This is a genomic window from Enterobacter adelaidei, assembly GCF_041937165.1.
Classification (GTDB): Bacteria; Pseudomonadota; Gammaproteobacteria; order Enterobacterales; family Enterobacteriaceae; genus Enterobacter; species Enterobacter adelaidei.
Map to the genome: position 1 here is coordinate 2,398,868 of NZ_CP154353.1, position 19,814 is coordinate 2,418,681.

Here is a 19,814-nt window from a genome sequence, read left to right on the forward strand (position 1 = left end):
GTCGTTCCTCATGCGGTTTTACTGAACGCTTCGCGTACCAGCGTTTTGGTGAAACGCAGCCGACCGTCAAACGGTGGCTGACTGTACTCTTCCGGATTGCGGTTGAGATCGAACTGCGGTTGGTACCCCTGGCTGAGATAGAGCCTGACCGCCTCCGGCTGACGAAAACCGGTGGTGAGGTAAATCTGGCTGTAACCGGCCAGCACCGCCCTGCGCTCCAGTTCCGCCACTACCCGGCCAGCAAGTCCCTGCTGACGCAGGGATTTATTTGTCCAGATACGTTTAATTTCAGCGGTACGCTCGTCAAAGGGTTTGTATGCGCCGGTGGCAATAATCTCGCCATCGCGCTCCAGCACGATGAACAGCCCCTGCGGCGCTAAGTACCACTCGGTAAGTTCCACTTCAGCGTCTTTAGAGAAGTAGTCACCGTAGCGGGCCGCATATTCTCCAAATAGCCCCTCGATAACAGGTTGAAGATCCGCATCTTCTGGTGACACATCCCGGAATTGTTCGCTCATAGCCCCTCCTTAGTCACCCAGACCCGCCGGGTTTACTTCAGACTGCGGGATACGCTCCACTCCTTCTCCCCAGCGGTTCAGCACTTTGTCGTAATCACCGTTTTTGATGACGCCGTTAAGTGCGGTTTGCACCGGCTCGACCAGGCCACTGCCTTTTTTCAGCGTCACTGCAATGTGCGCCGCCTTCGGCCAACCACCGTCGACGCTGCCCACCAGTTTGGTTTTACCGGTTAACGCCGCTTTCCACGCGCCTATTACGTTCGGGCCAAAATAGGCATCCGCACGTCCTGACTGGAGTGCCAGCGTTTGCGCCGCATCGTCTTTGGTGTAGACAGGTGTAAAGGGTTTGAGCCCTTTCTTGAGGTTTTCGTCATTCCAGGCCAGCAGGATGGCTTCCTGATTGGTGCCTGAGCCGACGATAATTTTCAGCCCGGCAATATCCTCTGCTTTCTCTATCGACTTCAGCGGGCTGGTCGATTTCACATAGAAGCCGAGGGAATCCTTACGGTAGGTGGCAAAATCAAACTTCTCTTTGCGCGCTTTAGTGACCGTGATATTGCTGATGGCCGCGTCATATTTACCGGAGGCCACGCCCAGCGGCCAGTCCTCCCAGGAGGTGGGCACCACGTTCAGCTCCAGGCCCAGGCTGTCGGCCACCAGACGGGCGACATCAACCTCGCTGCCCAGCAGCGTTTTGTTGTCATCTGAAAACACCGTCAGCGGCGGTTGATTCAGCCCTGCCACCGCGACGGTAAATTTGCCCGGTACGGCAAACCGATAATCCTTAGGCAGTTCTGCTACTGCATCACTGTTTTTGGTCGTGTTGATCGGCGTTTTATTGGCCTCAATGCTGACGCCAGTACCGTTAATGTTCACATTCTCTGCCCAGACGGCAGGAGTAAAGGCCAGCGCAAGCGCCAGAATAAGCGTTTTTTTCTGCATAGCGGTATTCTCTTTTATTGTTTTATGAACTGGTTTTGGGGTTCGTCTAAGCCCAGACTTTCGCGCAGCGTGGTGCCCGGGTATTCGGTACGGAACAGGCCACGGGCTTGTAAAACGGGCACCACCTGGTCAACAAAGCGCGGGAAGGTGTCCGGCGTCCCACCCTGAATGATGAATCCGTCAGCCGCATAATCCTCAAACCAGGCTTGCAGACCGTCCGCCACCTGCTCCGGCGTACCGGAAAAACGCGGGCGCGGTGAAGCCGCCTCAAGCGCCACCTGACGCAGGGTTAAGTTGCGCTCCCGGGCATTACGTTTGATTTCATCGGTAGTACTACGGAAGCTGTTTTTACCTAAATCACCGATATCCGGGAACGGTTCGTCGAGTGGATACTGGCTGAAATCGTGGTGCTCGAAATAACGCCCGAGGTAGTTCAAAGCATCATTAATCGACACCAGCGCCGCCGTCGTTTGATATTGGTTTTCCACATCTTCGGCGTCTTTTCCGACAATCACGCTGACGCCCTGGAAAATATGCAGATCTGACGTGCGGCGTCCGTTAGTTTCCAGTTGCTGCTTCACGTCGCGGTAAAAAGCTTTTGCCTCGTCGAGCGTATCGTGATGGGTAAAAATGGCGTCGGCATGTTTCGCCGCCAGTCTTTTACCGTCATCCGACGCGCCCGCCTGAAAGACAATCGGACGCCCTTGTGGTGTACGGCCAATATTCAGCGGTCCGGCGACCTGGAAGAAGTCACCGTAGTGATCCAGCGCATGCAGTTTGGCCGGGTCAAAAAACTGACCGCTCTCTTTATTGCGTACAAAGGCGTCACCTTCCCAGGAGTCCCAGAGCCCTTTCACCACGTCGAGATACTCGTCTGCAATCCGGTAACGCAGGGCATGTTCCGGGTGCTTTTCGCGGGAAAAGTTCTTCGCAGAACCTTCCAGCGGCGAGGTCACCACGTTCCAGCCCGCACGCCCGTTGCTCAGGTGGTCAAGGCTGGCAAACTGGCGCGCCGTGGTAAAGGGCTCGCTGTAAGAGGTGGATAAAGTTCCCACCAGCCCCAGACGCGAGGTGATACTTGCCAGCGCGGACAATACCGTCAGCGGTTCAAAACGATTTAAAAAATGCGGGATCGATTTTTCGTTGATATAAAGGCCATCGGCAACGAATAAGAAATCGAGTTTCCCCTCTTCCGCTTTTAATGCCGTCGCTTTTACAAATTCAAAATTAATACTGGCATCAGCGGTGGCCGCCGGGTGGCGCCAGGCTGACATATTCCCGGATGCACCATGCAAAATGGTCCCCAGCCGCAATTGTCGGGTTGCAGACATATTTACCTCTTCTGAATTAAACGTGTTGCAGGGCTTTTTCCGCAAGCTGTGCAAAATAGCGGGCAGCCGGCTCAATTAGGGCTTCATCCGGATTAAATGCCGGGTGGTGTAAACCAAACGAACTATTGCTGCCAATGCTGACAAATGCCCCCGGGATCTGCTGCAAATAGACGGCAAAATCTTCCCCTCCCATATGCAGTTCGGCGTGCCGGGTCTCATACCCCGCTTCCCGGGCGACCGAGGTGGCAAAATCTGCCCAACGTTCATCATTCACCAGCGCGGTGGGCCCGGCGTACCAGGTAATATCAATCTGTGCGCTGAAGGCGCTGGCAAACCCGGCGGCGATTTCTTCCACGCGGGTTTTAACATTCTGCTGCACCTCCGTACGATGAGTGCGCAGTGTGCCTTCCAGCTCGACGCTTTCTGGCAACACGTTCCAGGTATTCCCACCCGCAATACGCGTAACGCTCAGTACCACCGAATCCAGCGTATTGACGTTACGGCTGGCGACGCTTTGCAGAGCGGTCACCAGTTGACTCGCCAGAACAATCGCATCGTTGCCTTCATGTGGCCGGGCAGCATGCGCGCCTTTACCGGTTATGCGAATCACAAATCTGTCGACGTTGGCATAGAATGGCCCGCCACGGGTGGCGAACTCGCCGACCGACAGCGAAGGTTCGTTATGCATGCCGAAAATCGCGCTGACATCACGCAACGCACCGGCCCGCACCAGGCTTTTCGCACCACCAAAGTTCTCTTCGGCAGGCTGGAACAGGATTCGCACCCGGCCGTTGAGCGAGGCTTCCCGCTCTTTCAGTTTTAACGCGGCCCCAAGGATCACGCTGGTGTGGATATCATGCCCGCAGGCATGCATCACACCCGCACGCTGTGAGCTAAACGGCACCCCGCTGCGCTCTTCAATCGGCAAAGCGTCTATATCTGCCCGTAGCGCAATCAGCTTGTCACCGGTCCCGATTTCCGCCACCAGACCGGTTGGCAGTGCGTAAGGCAACGGCGTTATGCCTGCCTTTGTCAGCCACTGGTGCAGGCGTGCGGTGGTTTCTACTTCCTGACCTGACAATTCCGGGTTCTGATGCAGCTCGCGCCGCCAGGCAATCAGTTGTTCGCCAAAGCTCATACCGTGACCTCCTTGTTAAGCCGCTCCTGGGCCAGCAGACGCAGGGACTGCACGCGCGCAACGCCATCCGCAACCGGGGTATCAATAATGAATTCGTCAATGCCCCACTGTTCATGCAGGGCGTTCAGTTGTTCCAGGACTGATTCAGCCGTACCGGCCAGCAGAGACTGGGCCCGACGGGCAATACGTACCGGTTCGCTGCCCGCCTGACGTGCAAAGGCATAAGCCTGTTCTTCGCTGGCGACGGTCACGCGCTGGCCGTTTGCCAGCTCAACGCCCCACACCTCGACCTTCTGCGCAAGCGCGTCCGCTTCAGCCTGCGTCGGCGCAACAATTGCCTGCACCGCCACCATCACGTCGCGGACGCTGTTTTCACGCCAGGTGGCGATCACCTCGCGCAGCAGGTCAGGATCGCCATTCAGGTGCGCAGCAAAAACAAAGTGCCAGTCGAGTTTTGCGGCCAGCAGCGCGCTTTCAGCACTTGCGCCCAGCAGAAAACCCTGTGCAGGTACGGGCGGTAGCGGCGTTGCGCGAACAACCTCTTCCGCAGCCTGGTTTTCTGGGCGGATCCAGTGGTCAAGATGAGCCAGTTGTTCGGCAAAGCTGCCCTTTTCCTGTTGATTCAGACCCTGCTGCAGCGCGCGGGTCGAGAGTGGCAGCCCGCCCGGGGCTTTTCCGACGCCGAGATCAACGCGACCCGGCGCCAGGGCGGCCAGAACGTTAAAATTCTCGGCAACTTTATACGGGCTATAGTGCTGGAGCATGACGCCGCCCGACCCCACTCGAATGCGCGTTGTTTGTCCCAGGATCCAGGCAATCAGCAGCTCCGGTGAGGGACTGGCCAGCTGCGGTGTGTTGTGATGTTCGGCAATCCAGAAGCGGTGATAACCCAGGTTCTCTGCCTGTTGCGCCAGCGTCAAAGTACGCGCCAGTGCATCGGCAGCGGTTTCGTTTTCAGCGATGGGGCTTTTATCCAGAATGCTGATTCGACATGACATGTTGCGTTCTCGTTTGACTTAACATGGCGACATTATTAAAGGCGTCTTTCACTACTGAGAAACAATTAATTTACATTTAGTTTGCCGGAAATCAGATATCCAAAACCATGCAAAGACTAAGACTTTTGAGGTGCAACCACTTTTCTGCCCGCATCCGAGCCAACAGGGTCGCGCAAATCATCACGTTTTCATTCTGTTAAAGAAACGCTATTTCGACATCTTAATTTACCTCGCGGAGGTGATCTCCCGCTTTTAATTTGGCTTATGTCATTTATTTGCAGGGGATGACGAAACTGCGCTCGAAATTATTTTCATTTTTATTACATTGACTCAGTTTAATAGATAAAAAATAATTAGCACCAGGTATTTCGGACAAGCAGAATTTAATAGAGAATACACAGCAGACAGCTATAAAAATAATCACATCAATCTTGCCTGAGTGTTTACCGGGCGGTTTTTATTCTTTCACATCATCATGGAGTTACTCATGAGGCGTAACAGTTCCGTTACACAAAACGAGTATTTTCTTAACGAAGGCTCGACGTTAATGTCGACCACCAATACGCAAAGTCATATTACCTATGCCAATTCCGCTTTTATTGAAGCTAGCGGATATAAAGAAGAACACCTTATGGGCGAACCACATAATATTATTCGCCACCCCGACATGCCTGCCGAGGCGTTTGGTGACATGTGGTTTACCCTACAACAGGGGGAAACCTGGACAGGGCTAGTCAAGAACCGTCGTCAGAACGGCGATCACTATTGGGTACGCGCTAATGTGACGCCAGTCTGGCAGGATGGAAACTTAACAGGCTATATCTCCGTGCGGAATATTCCAGCACGCGAAGAGATCGCTGCCAGTGAAAAACTCTATGAGAAAGTACGCAATAACGAATTAACGCATCATCGTTTTTACAAGGGATTATTGGTTCGTCGCGGTTTATTTTCTTTCATGTCTCTTTTTAAACGACTCAGTACCAGCAAAAGAATCTATCTCGGTATTACAGTGACGGCCCTGCTTTCCTGTTTGCTGATTTTATTATTCCCGAATACGCTTACACAGTTCGGCGGTCTGGTTCTGCTATTTATAACCCTGGCATATTATCTTCATGCACAAATTGCCCGGCCGGTAAAATCCATTGTTCAACAGATGCAGTGCGTGGTTTCAGGGCGTAAAACCGAGTATTACCACTTTGACAGGATCGATGAAATCGGTCTGATGATGCGTCTGGTCAACCAATCCGGTTTAAACCTGAATTCTCTGGTTGACGATGTCGGGGCGCAGATTAACGGGATTGGCACTATCAGCCAGCAGGTCGCCAAAGAGGGCGCGGATCTGCAGGCACGTTCTGAAGAGACCGCAGACTTTCTGCAGCAAACCGCAGCCGCAGTGGAAGAAATTGCCAGTGCGGTTAAGCAGACGGCGGAAACCGCAAAAGAAGCGATCCTGATGGCGGATCGCACCAGTGCCAGCGCCCACTGCGGTGAAGCGATGATGAAAGAGACTATCGGCATGATGCAATCCGTTTCGCAGGATAACAGTCAGATCGTCGATATCATCAGCGTTATCGATCGCATCGCCTTTCAGACCAATATACTGGCGCTAAATGCTGCCGTTGAAGCGGCACGCGCAGGTGAAGCCGGGCGCGGTTTTGCGGTGGTGGCGGCTGAAGTGCGAAACCTTGCGCAGCACTCCGCGACGGCGGCTAAAGAGATCAAAACGCTTATTGAGAAAAACGTCTCCAGTGTGAACGCGGGTGTGGAAAAGGTGGAACAAACCGAAACGCAGCTGACGGTCATGATCGACAATGTTCTGCAGATGTCCTCCCTGATTAAGGAGATCGGTCATGCCACGCAGGAACAGACTCAGGCGCTGACGCTTATCAACGCGTCCATCTCCCGTATTGGTGCAATGACGCATAACAATACGGGGATGGTGGATAATGTCACTCAGGCCGCTAATCACCTGACGCAGCGCACAACGCGCCTGCAGCAGGCAATTTCCGTTTTTGGCGGTTAGTCGTTCAGGTACTGCTCGTCAGTAACTTTTTCCAGTCACTCTACCGGGCTACCGTTTACGGATTCGGCGATGGCAATGTGCGTCATCGCCCTGGTTAAGCGGCTCAGCCTCTTTGCCCCACTCCTGTAACCAGCCACGACCCTGCGTCACGATCATCTTTATTACCCAAGCCGTCGCCAGCATACCCTCGCCTTTTCGTTGCTGATTGAAGCGTTGCGTTTGCAATGAGTTCATTTCACTGCGCAACCATTAAGCAATATTGATGAATAAATCATCAAGTCACTAATGGGTTCGTCTAAAAAATCACCACGATTCAGCATCTTGTGATCCACGTCTGCTCTGACCACACGATTTCCTTCGACCTGCATCACTTTCGGCACGGTTATATTTTGCGTCGCTTATGAATTGCAGGTAGGATGCCTCGCCATGTTTCGCCTTATCCATACGTAGAATCACTGGGAAGGCGACATGTGTTTGCGCAGAAGCAATCGTTTGTATTGCACTCTGCCAGGCAGGACTATCACGATAATGGTTCAGACAGGCAAACAGGTAACTCAATGAAAACAAGCAATAAAAGCGCAGCCGATCATCATGCTGCTAAACGTCGCTGGTTGAATTCCCACGAAGAGGGCTACCACAAAGCGATGGGCAACCGTCAGGTTCAAATGATCGCCATCGGCGGCGCTATCGGAACGGGTCTGTTTTTAGGTGCAGGCGCTCGCTTGCAGATGGCGGGCCCGGCTCTCGCCCTGGTCTATCTGGTGTGCGGGATCTTCTCTTTCTTTATTCTTCGTGCACTGGGCGAACTGGTATTGCATCGCCCTTCAAGCGGCAGTTTTGTCTCTTACGCCCGTGAATTCCTCGGTGAAAAAGCGGCCTATGTTGCAGGCTGGATGTACTTCGTCAACTGGGCGATGACCGGTATTGTCGATATCACCGCCGTGGCGCTGTATATGCACTACTGGGGCGCGTTTGGTGATGTGCCGCAGTGGGTCTTTGCGCTTGGCGCGTTGGCCATTGTCGGTACCATGAACATGATCGGCGTGAAGTGGTTTGCGGAGATGGAATTCTGGTTTGCACTGGTCAAAGTGCTGGCCATCGTCGTGTTCCTGATCGTGGGTACTGTCTTCCTCGGCAGCGGTAAACCACTGGATGGTAATGCCACTGGCTTCCATCTGATAACCGATAACGGCGGATTCTTCCCGCACGGTCTGATGCCAGCGCTGGTACTGGTTCAGGGTGTGGTGTTTGCTTTTGCCTCTATCGAACTGGTGGGTACTGCTGCGGGTGAATGTAAAGATCCGCAGACGATGGTGCCAAAAGCCATTAACAGCGTGATCTGGCGTATCGGTCTGTTCTACGTTGGTTCCGTGGTACTGCTGGTTCTGTTACTGCCGTGGAACGCCTATCAGGCGGGTCAGAGCCCGTTTGTGACCTTCTTCTCTAAGCTGGGCGTGCCTTATGTTGGCAGCATCATGAACATCGTGGTACTGACCGCAGCGCTCTCCAGCCTGAACTCCGGGCTTTATTCTACCGGTCGTATCCTGCGCTCCATGTCCATGGGTGGTTCTGCGCCGAAGTTCATGTCGAAAATGAGCAAGCAGCACGTGCCGTATGCCGGTATTCTGGCGACGCTGGTAGTGTATGTATTCGGCGTATTCCTGAACTATCTGGTCCCGTCCCGGGTCTTCGAAATCGTTCTGAACGTTGCTGCGCTTGGTATTATCGCATCCTGGGCCTTTATCGTGGTCTGCCAGATGCGTCTGCGTAAAGCCATTAAAGAAGGTAAAGCCGCTGACGTGAGCTTTAAGCTGCCTGGCGCGCCGGTGACCTCCTGGCTCACCCTGCTCTTCCTGTTCAGCGTGCTGGTACTGATGGCGTTCGATTACCCGAACGGCACCTACACCATCGCCACTATACCGCTGCTGGCTGTACTGCTGATTGCTGGCTGGTTTGGCGTACGTAAACGCGTTCACGAAATTCACAGCACCGCGCCGGTTCATCCTGATGATGAAAAACACGACGCGCCGCTGGTTGAAGAAACGTCGCGTTAATCATTAAAAAGGGAAGGCAGATGCCTTCCCTTTTTTTACATCACAGCGTGATACGAATTACGTCGTCAGGTTGGGTTGCTTCCTGCTGACGGGTAGATTTCTGTTTTACCGTCACATACAGCGTTTTGCCATCCGCAGAGAGCGCCAGGCTGTTCGGGTAGACCGGCGTGTCGAAGGTTTTCGTCACTTTGTAAGATTTCGCGTCAATCACGCTCACCTTACCGGCTTCACGGTGCGTCACATACGCTTCATTGCGTGCCGGGTTAAACAGCACGGCCAGTGATTCTGGTACTGAGATTTTCTCGATCACGCTGCCGTCTTTCAGGCTAACCACCAGCACTTCCGGCTGTTTTGAATCAGTCAGGAACGCGCGCTGGCCGGCAGTATCGAGGCTCAGATTCAGGTAGAAGTGCTCTTTCCCGTCGTCCTGCACTTTTTTACGACTCAGGATTTTGTTGGTGGCCGTATCAATCGTCACCAGCTCACCGTCGGCATTGGTGGTATAGAGGCGTTTCGCCTGCGCATCCAGCGCCAGGCCGGTGCTATAGGTGCCGGTATTAGCAATAGTCTCTTTCAGCTTCAGCGTTGCGCCATCCACCACCCAAATCACGCTCTCTTTACCCACACCAGTGATATAGACGGTGTTAGTGCTGTCATCAGCCACCAGCTGGCGCGGCTGCAGCGGTTTGACGGTTTCACTGCGCTGGCGATTATCGAGCACAAGACGCCCTTTCACGTCGCCCGTTTTGGCATCAATGGCCGTCACCGCGCCGTTGATGGTGTTACCGAACCACAGCGTTTGGCTCGCCTTGTCAAAGGTGGTACCGAAAGGTTTGAGATCGCTATGAATCGCCTGCGTCACGTCCAGCGTGACCGGGTCAAGGCGATAGATAACCCCGCCCTTATCGGTTTTACGGCTTTGCGACGTCGCAACCCACAGCGCATTCTCCTGCTGGCTTACCGCCATTTCATACGCCCCTTTCCCCACCGCTTTACGCAGGATCTCTTCGGCGGCGTGCACCTGGAAGGTGCTGGCAAACAGTAACGTAGCAGACAGCAGAGAAAGGCTCAGTCGCGGCGAGCACAGATGACGTAAAGACATAACAATTCCTTTTCTGAAAAGAGGGTTTCTGCTGACATCACTTCCGGCAGGCAACGTCCTGGCATTGCCTTTTGATAATGAGAATAGTAATCATTAATCAACAAAATGTGGAGTTTTTCTTTCCCTCGCCCACATTCATTAACGCAACGTGCGGTTAAAGTTTTCAAAACATTTACAAAACCTTTAACATATAGGCACATGTTCCATTTGGTTCGTTTAGATACCACAACCGGTTTTACTCATGAAAATCATTTCCGCCCGTAAGGCATCTCTGATGCTGGTTCCTGTTATTGTTGCGCCTCTCACTGCGATGAGTGCGGATGAACAGACCATGATCGTCAGCGCTACACCGCAAACTGTATCGGAACTCGATACTCCAGCCGCGGTGAGCGTCGTGAATGGCGATGATATGCGTCAGGCCACGCCACGCATCAACCTGTCTGAATCACTGGGTAGCGTTCCAGGCCTGCAAATTCAAAACCGCCAGAACTATGCGCAGGATCTCCAGCTGTCAATGCGTGGATTTGGTGCCCGTTCAACCTTTGGCGTACGCGGTATCCGCATGTATGTCGACGGTATTCCAGCCACCATGCCTGACGGACAAGGGCAAACCTCCAACATCGATCTTTCCAGTGTGGACACTGTGGAAGTGCTGCGCGGCCCCTTCTCTGCCCTGTACGGCAACGCCTCGGGTGGCGTGATTAACATCAACACCCAGACCGGGCAGCAGCCGCCGACCATTGAGGCCAGCAGCTATTACGGCAGTTACGGTACCTGGCGCTATGGCATGAAAGCCACGGGGGCAATGGGTGACGGGACACACGCAGGCGATGTGGATTACACCGTTTCCACCACCCGCTTCACCACTAAAGGCTATCGTGACCACAGCGGTGCGCGGAAGAATCTCGCCAATGCCAAACTGGGTGTGCGTATAGATGATGTCAGTAAACTCACGCTGATCGTTAATAGCGTGGACATGAAGGCTAACGATCCGGGTGGACTCGATTACCAGGAGTGGCGGAATGACCCGCGCCAGTCTCCGCGCGGCGATCAGTACAACACCCGTAAGACCATCAAACAGACCCAGGCCGGTCTGCGCTATGACCGCCAGCTCAGCGCCCAGGACGACCTTAGCGTGATGATGTATGCCGGTGAGCGTGAAATGACGCAGTACCAGTCGATTCCGTACACTGCGCAGCGAAATAACCCGAACCACTCTGGAGGTGTCATTGATATGACACGTCACTATCAAGGGATAGATACTCGATGGACCCATCGTGGTGAATTGCTTGTTCCAGTCACATTCACTACAGGGTTGAACTACGAAAATCTCAACGAAGATCGTCTGGGTTATGAAAACTATGTAATGGTCAATAGCAAACCAGATTACGGTGTAAAAGGAACAAAACGTCGTGATGAGCGTAATCTGATGTGGAATTTGGATCCTTACTTCCAGAGCAATTGGCAACTCACAGATAAGTTATCACTCGATACAGGAGTTCGTTATAGTTCTGTCTGGTTTGATTCAAATGATCACTATCTGAAGAATGGCGATGATAGCGGCGACACCAGCTATCACAAGTGGCTTCCTGCGGGTTCAGTGAAGTATGCGATCACCAATGCCTGGAACATTTATGCGGCTGCAGGCCGCGGTTTTGAAACACCAACTATCAATGAACGCGCATACACTGCAGGAGGTAACGGGGGATTAAATTATGACCTTAAACCTTCTACAAATAATACCTATGAAATAGGCAGTAAAACCCGCATCGGCAATGGTTTACTGACTGCTACGCTTTTCCGCACCGATACCGATAATGAAATTGTGGTCGATACATCGACGGGAAGACGCGATACGTTTAAAAATGCCGGTAAAACCCGTCGTCAGGGGGTGGAGGTTTCCCTGGACCAGCAGTTTGCTGAAAACTGGAAGCTGAAAATGGCGTGGACCTATCTGGACGCCACCTACCGTACTAACGTATGCAGCGACGCAGACTGTAATGGAAACCGCATGCCAGGTATCGCCCGTAACATGGGTTATGCCTCGTTTGGCTGGCAGCCGGAGGAAGGCTGGTACGCGGGTTCAGATGTCCGCTACATGAGCGATATCATGGCCGACGACGAAAACACGGCGAAAGCCCCGTCGTACACCGTGGTTGGGCTGAATACCGGGTATAAGCTCAACTATGGTAACTGGGGAATGGACGTCTTTGGCCGCGTAGATAACCTGTTCGACAAAGAGTACGTCGGCTCGGTTATTGTCAACGAATCCAATGGTCGTTATTACGAGCCTGCACCCGGGCGTAACTATGGCGTAGGTATGTCGATCTCTTATCGCTTCGAGTAAGCAAAAAGAAAAGTTTATTTTATTAATGAAATAACCCTCCTGATGGCAATAAGCCATCAGGAGTTATTCACCGAATAAATAATTAGCTACGGTATATAGTCGCTGTGTTAAATAATCTCTTAGTTAAAATATTGTCGCTGTAAAAGAGAATTTGCTTCATCAATCAACTTATCAATCGCCTTCTGGCAGTCGCCCACATCCCGTCGCTCAAGGGCCGCAAGTAGCTCATCATAGTGATACGTCGACATCGTGATGTCGTTGAGTTCCTGGTGCAGATAGTTAATGCACGGCCCAATGCGGACCCACAACTGTTCAATTAAGGCATTGAGCGTAGGCATTTCCGCATACTGATAAAGCGTAAACCGGAAGACACGATTCGCATGCAAGGCCTGCTGAACGTTCCCATTACGCATGGCGTCATGAAAGGCATCCGACAATTTGTGCAGCACCTCCAGCTTGCCGTCAGACATATTCTGACATGCTGCGGCAACCGCCATCGGCTCAAGTTGTTTTCGGATGGCATTAATCTCGTTATAACGCTCCAGCGTCACCTCAGGCACCAGAAATGCCTGTGCTGGCGTGGCATGTAACGCCCCTGATGACACCAGACGCAAAAGCGCCTCACGAACCGGGGTAATACTGGTGCCTAATTTATCGGCGATCTCTTTCGTAATCAGTCGTGCTCCAGGTTTGAGTGAGCCTGTAATTAACGCTCCTTTCAAACTGAGTTCAACTTGCATGGTAAGACTGATCCTTTGCGCTTTTTCTAAATGATCCAAATCAAGCATGTTCAATTCCTGTAGCTAAAGCTCAATGCTATTTTTAAACGTCAGTTTAATAAAACGACGCCGGTCCGATATATCCTGTATCGTCATGCCTGGTGGTGGGAAGTACGTAAAAACATCAAAACGTGCAAAATTTGTATTTTTCGTTTTCGGGCTCATCCGGGATGATGGCGCGAAAAGCCATGTCAGTTAATTAAAGACAATATATCGTATCTTCACAAATAAATATGGCGGGAAACCCCGCCATATTGTGGTTTATTTATTGTCGCCCACGACGCGAATCACGACTTTGCCGAAGTTTCGCCCTTCCAGAAGGCCAATCAGCGCCTCAGGCGCGTTCTCCAGGCCGTCAGTCACCTGTTCACGATAGTGAATTTTGCCCTCCTGCACCCAGCGCCCCATCTCTTGCTGGAACTCTTTAATGCGATGCCCATAGTCCTGGCCGATGATAAAGCCCTGCATACGAATGCGTTTCTTCAGAATGGTCGCCATCAGGAGCGGCAAACGGTCCGGGCCGTCAGGCAGACCCGTCGCATTATAGCCACTGACCAGACCACACACCGGGACGCGCGCGGAGGTATTCAGCAGCGGCAGAACGGCGTCAAAGACTTTCCCGCCGACGTTTTCATAATAGACATCAATTCCTTTCGGACAGGCGTGTTTCAACTGGTCGGCAAAATCCGCAGCGTGGTGATCCAGACAGAGGTCAAACCCGAGGACCTCAACCGCATGGCGGCATTTTTCTGCGCCACCGGCCACGCCGACCACCCGGCAACCTTTGATTTTGCCAATCTGCCCAACGGTCGCGCCAACCGGGCCTGTTGCGGCAGCAACCACCAGCGTTTCCCCCGCTTTAGGTTGCCCGATATCCAGCAACCCCATATAGGCGGTAAAGCCCGGCATACCCAGAATACCCAGCGCCCAGGAAGGATGAGACGGATTTTCACCCAGCTTGACCAGGCCGCTGCCGTCCGAGAGTTCATACTCCTGCCAGCCGCTGTAGCCCAGCACCCATTCACCAGCTTTGAAGTCGGGATGGTTTGACCGCTCAACGCGACTGACCGTCCCTCCCACCATCACCGCACCGATCTCAACCGGCGGTGAATAGGATGGCGCATCGCTCATGCGGCCACGCATGTAAGGGTCCAGCGACAGCCAGACCGTACGGAGCAAAAGCTGCCCCTCAACTGGCGCTGGAACAGGTTGCTCCTCCAGACGAAAATTCTCCGCGACAGGCGCGCCCTGTGGGCGGGAGGCCAGTACCCAGCGGCGATTAAGGGAAACAGATTGATTCATCAGGAACTCCTTCTGGTTCAAATGTCATTACAGCCTGGCTCACGATCGGCGTAATCGCTTTAACATTACGAGCCAGATTGGTTAAGCCGTACGACCAGATAGATGCAGGTTTCATTCGTCTCGTTGATGAACCGACAGTCATTAGGCGGCCCCAGCTCCAGGCAGTCCCCGGCCCGCATCTCGTGGCGCGTATCGCCCTCCTGGAACACCAGCTCACCCATTTGTAGCCAGATAAGCTGACGTGCCAGCGCATAAGAAGAGGCAGGCATAGGCACATCGCTCCCCGCCGGGAGTTCAACCTGAACAAGGTCAATGGGAAGATCTGTGCGGGGAGAAACGTGGCGGCGAAGGTAATGCGTTTGTGGATCGCGCCAGACGGGCTGGTTGGCGAGGCGCAGTAGTTTTCCCTCTTGCATCTCGGCTCTGGCAATCAGCGTCGACATGCTGATGCCAAAAGCCCCCGACAAGCGGGCAAGCAACGTTGCCGTAGGGCTACTGTCCCCACGTTCTATCTTGTGGATCATCGCACGCGAAACGCCTGCCCGGTCAGCAAGCTCGCTCAAAGACCATCCGCGAGACTCGCGTTCAAGGCGAATTCTTGCGCTAATCCGTTGATTCATGGTGTCTGTTATGGTGTTCATGACGTCATACTATAGTGTATGAACGGCATTTCAATGGGCTTTTGATAACAAAAAAATATGGCTTATGTCATAGCTATCTGGCGATACAGTTGTGTAATATCGTAGTTAAATCGTAATACTATAGTGAACAACACACAGAGGTTTCATCATGATCGTTCGTCATGCCTGCAAAGAAGACTGCGCCGCGATAGGAGAAATTTACAACCACGCGGTGTTGCACACTGCCGCAATCTGGAACGATAAGACCGTCGACACCGATAATCGTATCGCCTGGTTTGAGGCACGCACCCTCGCAGGTTACCCGGTACTGGTCAGTGAAGAAGACGGTGTTATCACAGGCTATGCCTCTTTTGGCGACTGGCGTGCCTTCGACGGTTTTCGTCATACGGTAGAGCATTCGGTCTATGTTCATCCGGATCATCAGGGCAAAGGGATTGGTCGCACATTGATGAAAGCGCTGATTAACGAAGCCCGTGCCATCGGCAAACACGTGATGGTCGCAGGCATCGAAGCGCAGAATCATGCCTCGATTCATCTCCATGAAACGCTCGGTTTTGTGACGACGGGTCAAATGCCGCAGGTGGGTACCAAGTTTGGCCGCTGGCTGGACTTAACCTTTATGCAGCTGCAGCTGGATGAGCGCAGCGACCCGGACGCCATCCCATGAATCAGTCAATGACGCTGGCTTTTTTGGTGGCGGCGGGAATCGGTCTGGTGGTGCAAAATACCTTAATGGTGCGCATCACCCAGACCTCCTCCACTATTCTTATCGCGATGCTGCTGAATTCACTGGTCGGCATTGTGCTGTTTGTCAGCATTCTGCTGCTGAAACAGGGCTTTGCCGGATTTTGCGAGCTGGCCGCAACGGTGCGCTGGTGGACGCTGATCCCGGGGCTGCTGGGTTCGTTTTTCGTGTTTGCCAGTATCAGCGGATACCAGAACGTAGGCGCGGCGACGACCATCGCTGTGCTGGTGGCAAGCCAGTTGATCGGCGGGCTGGTGATGGACGTGCTGAGAAGCAACGGCATACCGCTGCGCGCCCTGATCGGCCCGGTGTGCGGCGCGGTGATGTTGGTCGTGGGGGCCTGGCTGGTCGCGCGACGCCAGTTTTGATCGCTACAGAATGGTGCCGCCTTTCGTTAGCTGTTCCTGTCGCGCTTCCAGCTCCTCTTTATGCTGCTTACCGTGGTGTGAAATCACGGTGCGCAGACGTTGCTGCTGGGTGTAGCGATCTTCACGGCTGAGCTCTGCATCATCGCTTAATTCAATCAGCAGTTCATTCATGTGGGTAATTACGCTCTCTTCGATGGCGGCATCGACGCGGGCGATAACATCGTTTAAATGTGACATTGTCACTCCTTGTGAATTGCCGGGTGGCGGCTACGCCTTACCCGGCAGTAATACGCTTAGTTCAGCTTCGCTTTTGAGAAATCGCTGCCCATCAGGCTCACGCTGTAACCCGTGACGTTGCTGCGGGTAGCGTAGAACGTTTTCCCGTTCGCCAGTGCGATCCACGGCGCCTGCTGGTAGAAAATCTCCTGCGCCTGACCGTAGAGTTTAGCGCGCTCAGCCGGGTTGCTGGTCAGCTTCGCTTTTTGCACCAGGGAATCATACCCCTTATCGCACCAGCGTGCTGCGTTTGAACCCGTTTTAATGCTGTTGCACCCCAGCAGTACGTCGGCAAAGTTGTCCGGGTCACCGTTATCGGACATCCAGCCGAACAGCGCAGAGTCATGCTCACCTTTACGCATGCCGGAGAGGTATTCGCCCCACTCGTAAGAGACAATTTTGGCCTTCACACCGACTTTCGCCCAGTCGCTCTGGATCATCTCCGCAATACGGCGCGAATTAGGGTTGTACGGACGCTGCACCGGCATTGACCACAGCGTCACTTCCGCGCCCTTCTCCAGCCCGGCCTGCTTCAGCAGGGCTTTCGCTTTTTCGGGGTCGTAGCTGTAGTCCTTCAGGTCTTTATTAAAGCCCATCATGTTTGGCGGAATTGGTGATTTTGCCACCGTACCCGAGCCCATAAAGACCGCATTGACGATGGCTTTCTTGTCGGTTGCGTAGTTTAGTGCCTGACGTACCAGAACATTATCAAACGGTTTTTTCTCGGTGTTAAACGCCAGATAGCCGACGTTCAACGCATCGACAGAGTGCAGCGTCAGGTCTTTGTTATTTTTAATCACATCAAACTGCACCGGGGATGGAGCAGGAATGATCTGGCATTCGTTGGTCTGCAATTTCGCCAGACGCGTTTCCACATTTGGCGTGATGGAGAAGATCAGGTGTTTTGTCGGTACCTCGCCCTCCCAGTAGTTCGGGTTAGCGACATAGCGGATCAGTGAATCCACTTTGTACTGCTGCAGCACATAAGGCCCTGTACCGATCGGCCAGGTATCCACGTTCTCTGGCGTACCTTTTTTCAGCATCACGTCAGCGTATTCAGCGGAGAGAATCGAGGCAAAATCCATTCCCCAGTCGGCAAGGAATGCAGCGTTGGGTTCACTGAGGGTGAACTGAACATGGTAATCATCGACCTTTTTAACGTCCTGAATCAGTTTATCGAGGCCGACGTCATTAAAGTATTCGTAGTTGCCCTGCGAGACGTTGTGATATGGATGCTTAGGGTCTTTCTGACGCATGACGGAGAAAATGACGTCGTCGGCGTTAAAGTCACGGGTCGGTTTGAAGTATTTATTGCTGTTGAACTTCACCCCTTTACGCAGGGTAAACGTATAGGTCTTACCGTCTGGTGAGATTGTCCAGGACTCCGCCAGCGACGGAACCGGCGTATTTTTCACCGGATCGAAATTGATCAGACGGTTATACAACACCTGAGAGCTGGCCACGAAAGACGGGCCGGAGCTGGCGATTTGCGGGTTGAAAGACTCGGGTGAGGCTTCAGAGCAGTAAATAATGGTGTCATTATTTGCCGCCAATGCGGCACCGGCTGGTAAAAGCGTGCTCAGCGCAAGGGCGAGCAGTGTTTTCCCTGTAGACATGGTTATAACCCTGGATGTTTTATTATATAGGACAGTAATAACAGCACAGGCTTAATGACCTGGCAAATAACGAAACACTATCAGGTTATTCTAAAGTCACGTTTTTCGCTGGTTTTGCAGTCAATGCGGAAAAAGATGATTTGCCTTAAGTGCCATTATCCGTCAAGCACAACCGTCACTTTCTATGCCGCAAGAAATCGGCGCTTTTAGCGTCTCTTCCTCCGTTTGTTTGCTTCCTCATTTCGTTAAAGTAACGGTGTGAAGAAGTATATGGGATCAAATCGTGGCAAAAACTCTTTTACGCAGCGGTAATCTGGATGATTTTCAGGCCGTTGGCGGCGGCGGACAAGCCGTTTTTGAATCAGCGTTACAAATCCGGGAAGCGCTCCGGTTGCGCAAACAACAGGCCATTGTCGACTGTCTGGCCATTCCACAGGTCAACGATAGCGGTGACCGTGTAGACTGGTATTCCCCGATAGAGGGGAGTGTTACCAGCTGGAAAGCGGCCGATGAAGACGACCGTTTTCGCGCCCTGCGCTATCTGGAAAATACGCTTGCCAGCGTCGAGTCGTTGAGTAAGAAGTGCCTCCAGTCACCTAAAACAGCACAACAGCTTTTTGGTTCACTGCTGTCAAAAGCGTTCCAGTTTCCGGGCGAAAACTTTCTCTTTCTGGTCGAAGGAAAACCGGTCATTAGCTTCTGGGGCTTTGTAAACCTGAACGAAAATGCACGCGACGATGTCCTCGACTGCCTGCGTGAATCACTGATCCCTGAGCCCGCCCCCGTTGTGATTGAAGATCCGGAACCGGAACCTGAGCCGGAACCGATCATCACCTTCGAACAAGCAGACGAGCCACTGATTGCACCGTCAACGGTGGTGCGCATTACGCCGGAGGATCTGTATGAACCAGAACCTGCTCCAGTCGCGACACAACCACAACCTGCTCAGGAACCCACCCCGACAACCGTTGTGAAAAAGCGTCGTATCCCGCTGTGGACGCTGCCCGTTGCCGCCGTGATCGTTGCCGCCATTGCCGCACCGCTGCTGTGGCCAAAACAGGCCCCTTCCGCGCAGCCAGCACCTGCACCTATGCCAGCACCTGTAGAAATTGCACCGAAACCGATCAAAGCAGTGGAACCACTGGCGATGAAACTACCGTTGCATCAGGCTGAGGTAGTGGCAAGCAAAGAAAAAGAACCTGCTCCTGCACCAGCGCCCGCCCCGGTCGTTATCGTCGCGATCCCGAAAGATGCGATGGTCATGGAAGGTCAGCAAGTGAAAGCGGGATCGACCCGCTTCCTCAACGGGACCTGGCGCGCCATCCTCGATGTGAAAGATCCGGTGACCGGTAAGCCACCGTCACTGCGCTACCAGATCCAGAACAATAAAGGTTTCGCCCGTGTAGTACATGGTGACAACATTGTCTGCCGCGCAGAGATCTTCTCCGGGCTTCACAGCAATGGTGAACTGATGATTAAGAGTCGCGGTAACGCCCGCTGCACCGACGGTTCACGCTACCCGATGCCGGAGGTTTCCTGTAAAGCAGGCACCAGCGATATCGCAGAATGTCGTGCTCACTATGATGCAAACACCGTCGTCCCACTGACGTTCAAGAAAGCAGGTGCCTGATCCT

At 53.1% G+C, this 19,814-nt stretch carries 15 protein-coding genes and 2 pseudogenes; 6 read left to right on the forward strand and 11 right to left on the reverse strand.

The features are described 5' to 3' along the window. Positions 1 to 8: 8 nt before the first annotated feature. The 4 genes and pseudogenes from AAHF05_RS11680 to AAHF05_RS11695 form a co-directional block, all read right to left on the reverse strand. Entirely contained in the window at positions 9 to 518 is a 510-nt protein-coding gene (locus tag AAHF05_RS11680; RefSeq protein ID WP_028018880.1) for a GNAT family N-acetyltransferase, read from the reverse strand. 9 nt (positions 519 to 527) lie between these two features. Then, positions 528 to 2,791 (reverse strand): annotated as a pseudogene (locus AAHF05_RS11685) (NtaA/DmoA family FMN-dependent monooxygenase). A 16-nt stretch (positions 2,792 to 2,807) separates the two neighbouring features. Continuing rightward, positions 2,808 to 3,929, reverse strand: a complete 1,122-nt coding sequence (locus tag AAHF05_RS11690) for an amidohydrolase (protein WP_028018877.1) — start codon at positions 3,927 to 3,929, stop codon at positions 2,808 to 2,810. Then, positions 3,926 to 4,927, reverse strand: a complete 1,002-nt coding sequence (locus AAHF05_RS11695) for an LLM class flavin-dependent oxidoreductase (protein WP_129325151.1) — start codon at positions 4,925 to 4,927, stop codon at positions 3,926 to 3,928. The genes AAHF05_RS11690 and AAHF05_RS11695 overlap by 4 nt, the downstream gene beginning before the upstream one ends. A gap of 487 nt (positions 4,928 to 5,414) precedes the next feature. Between AAHF05_RS11695 and AAHF05_RS11700 the strand changes: the two genes are divergently transcribed. Then, positions 5,415 to 6,950 (forward strand): PAS domain-containing methyl-accepting chemotaxis protein, encoded by a 1,536-nt coding sequence (locus AAHF05_RS11700; RefSeq protein ID WP_129325152.1) that lies wholly within the window; start codon positions 5,415 to 5,417, stop codon positions 6,948 to 6,950. Positions 6,951 to 6,985: 35 nt separating this feature from the next. Here the strand turns inward: AAHF05_RS11700 and AAHF05_RS11705 are convergent. Next, positions 6,986 to 7,106: pseudogene (locus AAHF05_RS11705) on the reverse strand (cupin domain-containing protein); the annotation flags it as partial. Positions 7,107 to 7,507: 401 nt separating this feature from the next. Between AAHF05_RS11705 and ansP the strand changes: the two are divergent. Continuing rightward, positions 7,508 to 9,004 (forward strand): L-asparagine permease, encoded by a 1,497-nt coding sequence (gene ansP / locus AAHF05_RS11710; RefSeq protein ID WP_028018874.1) that lies wholly within the window; start codon positions 7,508 to 7,510, stop codon positions 9,002 to 9,004. Positions 9,005 to 9,044: 40 nt separating this feature from the next. On the opposite strand, the gene AAHF05_RS11715 is transcribed toward ansP, so the two are convergent. Next, the gene (locus tag AAHF05_RS11715; RefSeq protein WP_129325153.1) at positions 9,045 to 10,106 is read right to left on the reverse strand and encodes a YncE family protein; all 1,062 of its coding nucleotides are present in this window, start codon (positions 10,104 to 10,106) and stop codon (positions 9,045 to 9,047) included. A 241-nt stretch (positions 10,107 to 10,347) separates the two neighbouring features. On the opposite strand from AAHF05_RS11715, the gene pqqU reads away from it, so the two are divergent. Beyond that, positions 10,348 to 12,453, forward strand: coding sequence for a TonB-dependent receptor PqqU (gene pqqU, locus AAHF05_RS11720; RefSeq protein WP_129325154.1), 2,106 nt, complete (start codon positions 10,348 to 10,350; stop codon positions 12,451 to 12,453). Positions 12,454 to 12,572: 119 nt separating this feature from the next. Here the strand turns inward: pqqU and AAHF05_RS11725 are convergent, their stop codons facing one another. The 3 genes from AAHF05_RS11725 to AAHF05_RS11735 all read right to left on the reverse strand — a co-directional run bounded on the left by AAHF05_RS11725 (position 12,573) and on the right by AAHF05_RS11735 (position 15,175). Beyond that, positions 12,573 to 13,241: a GntR family transcriptional regulator gene (locus AAHF05_RS11725; RefSeq protein ID WP_028018871.1), complete on the reverse strand. Its 669-nt coding sequence runs from the start codon at positions 13,239 to 13,241 to the stop codon at positions 12,573 to 12,575. Between the two features lie 252 nt (positions 13,242 to 13,493). Beyond that, on the reverse strand, positions 13,494 to 14,534 hold the full coding sequence (locus tag AAHF05_RS11730; protein ID WP_129325155.1) for an NADP-dependent oxidoreductase: 1,041 nt from the start codon (positions 14,532 to 14,534) through the stop codon (positions 13,494 to 13,496). Between the two features lie 65 nt (positions 14,535 to 14,599). Next, on the reverse strand, positions 14,600 to 15,175 hold the full coding sequence (locus tag AAHF05_RS11735; RefSeq protein WP_028018869.1) for a helix-turn-helix domain-containing protein: 576 nt from the start codon (positions 15,173 to 15,175) through the stop codon (positions 14,600 to 14,602). Positions 15,176 to 15,323: 148 nt separating this feature from the next. Here AAHF05_RS11735 and AAHF05_RS11740 point away from each other — a divergent pair, with 148 nt between their 5' ends. Then, complete coding sequence (locus AAHF05_RS11740) at positions 15,324 to 15,842, forward strand: GNAT family N-acetyltransferase (RefSeq protein ID WP_028018868.1); 519 nt, start codon at positions 15,324 to 15,326, stop codon at positions 15,840 to 15,842. Next, positions 15,839 to 16,288, forward strand: a complete 450-nt coding sequence (locus AAHF05_RS11745; protein WP_128347624.1) for a DMT family transporter — start codon at positions 15,839 to 15,841, stop codon at positions 16,286 to 16,288. The genes AAHF05_RS11740 and AAHF05_RS11745 overlap by 4 nt, the downstream gene beginning before the upstream one ends. Positions 16,289 to 16,291: 3 nt before the next feature. Here AAHF05_RS11745 and AAHF05_RS11750 read toward each other — a convergent pair whose 3' ends face one another. Both AAHF05_RS11750 and AAHF05_RS11755 read right to left on the reverse strand, forming a co-directional pair. Further along, the gene (locus AAHF05_RS11750; protein WP_129325156.1) at positions 16,292 to 16,525 is read right to left on the reverse strand and encodes a YdcY family protein; all 234 of its coding nucleotides are present in this window, start codon (positions 16,523 to 16,525) and stop codon (positions 16,292 to 16,294) included. Between the two features lie 56 nt (positions 16,526 to 16,581). Further along, positions 16,582 to 18,180, reverse strand: a complete 1,599-nt coding sequence (locus AAHF05_RS11755; protein ID WP_049007332.1) for an ABC transporter substrate-binding protein — start codon at positions 18,178 to 18,180, stop codon at positions 16,582 to 16,584. A gap of 283 nt (positions 18,181 to 18,463) precedes the next feature. Between AAHF05_RS11755 and AAHF05_RS11760 the strand changes: the two genes are divergently transcribed. Beyond that, positions 18,464 to 19,810 (forward strand): SrfA family protein, encoded by a 1,347-nt coding sequence (locus AAHF05_RS11760; protein ID WP_129325157.1) that lies wholly within the window; start codon positions 18,464 to 18,466, stop codon positions 19,808 to 19,810. Positions 19,811 to 19,814: the final 4 nt, after the last annotated feature.

Coding starts and splice junctions, on each gene's coding strand:
- AAHF05_RS11740 (WP_028018868.1), top strand. CDS start 15,324: ATGATCGTTCGTCATGCCTGCAAAGAAGACTGCGCCGCGATAGGAGAA.
- AAHF05_RS11700 (WP_129325152.1), top strand. CDS start 5,415: ATGAGGCGTAACAGTTCCGTTACACAAAACGAGTATTTTCTTAACGAA.
- AAHF05_RS11745 (WP_128347624.1), top strand. CDS start 15,839: ATGAATCAGTCAATGACGCTGGCTTTTTTGGTGGCGGCGGGAATCGGT.
- ansP (WP_028018874.1), top strand. CDS start 7,508: ATGAAAACAAGCAATAAAAGCGCAGCCGATCATCATGCTGCTAAACGT.
- AAHF05_RS11690 (WP_028018877.1), bottom strand. CDS start 3,929: ATGAGCTTTGGCGAACAACTGATTGCCTGGCGGCGCGAGCTGCATCAG.
- pqqU (WP_129325154.1), top strand. CDS start 10,348: ATGAAAATCATTTCCGCCCGTAAGGCATCTCTGATGCTGGTTCCTGTT.
- AAHF05_RS11735 (WP_028018869.1), bottom strand. CDS start 15,175: ATGAACACCATAACAGACACCATGAATCAACGGATTAGCGCAAGAATT.
- AAHF05_RS11695 (WP_129325151.1), bottom strand. CDS start 4,927: ATGTCATGTCGAATCAGCATTCTGGATAAAAGCCCCATCGCTGAAAAC.
- AAHF05_RS11730 (WP_129325155.1), bottom strand. CDS start 14,534: ATGAATCAATCTGTTTCCCTTAATCGCCGCTGGGTACTGGCCTCCCGC.
- AAHF05_RS11715 (WP_129325153.1), bottom strand. CDS start 10,106: ATGTCTTTACGTCATCTGTGCTCGCCGCGACTGAGCCTTTCTCTGCTG.
- AAHF05_RS11755 (WP_049007332.1), bottom strand. CDS start 18,180: ATGTCTACAGGGAAAACACTGCTCGCCCTTGCGCTGAGCACGCTTTTA.
- AAHF05_RS11725 (WP_028018871.1), bottom strand. CDS start 13,241: ATGCTTGATTTGGATCATTTAGAAAAAGCGCAAAGGATCAGTCTTACC.
- AAHF05_RS11680 (WP_028018880.1), bottom strand. CDS start 518: ATGAGCGAACAATTCCGGGATGTGTCACCAGAAGATGCGGATCTTCAA.
- AAHF05_RS11750 (WP_129325156.1), bottom strand. CDS start 16,525: ATGTCACATTTAAACGATGTTATCGCCCGCGTCGATGCCGCCATCGAA.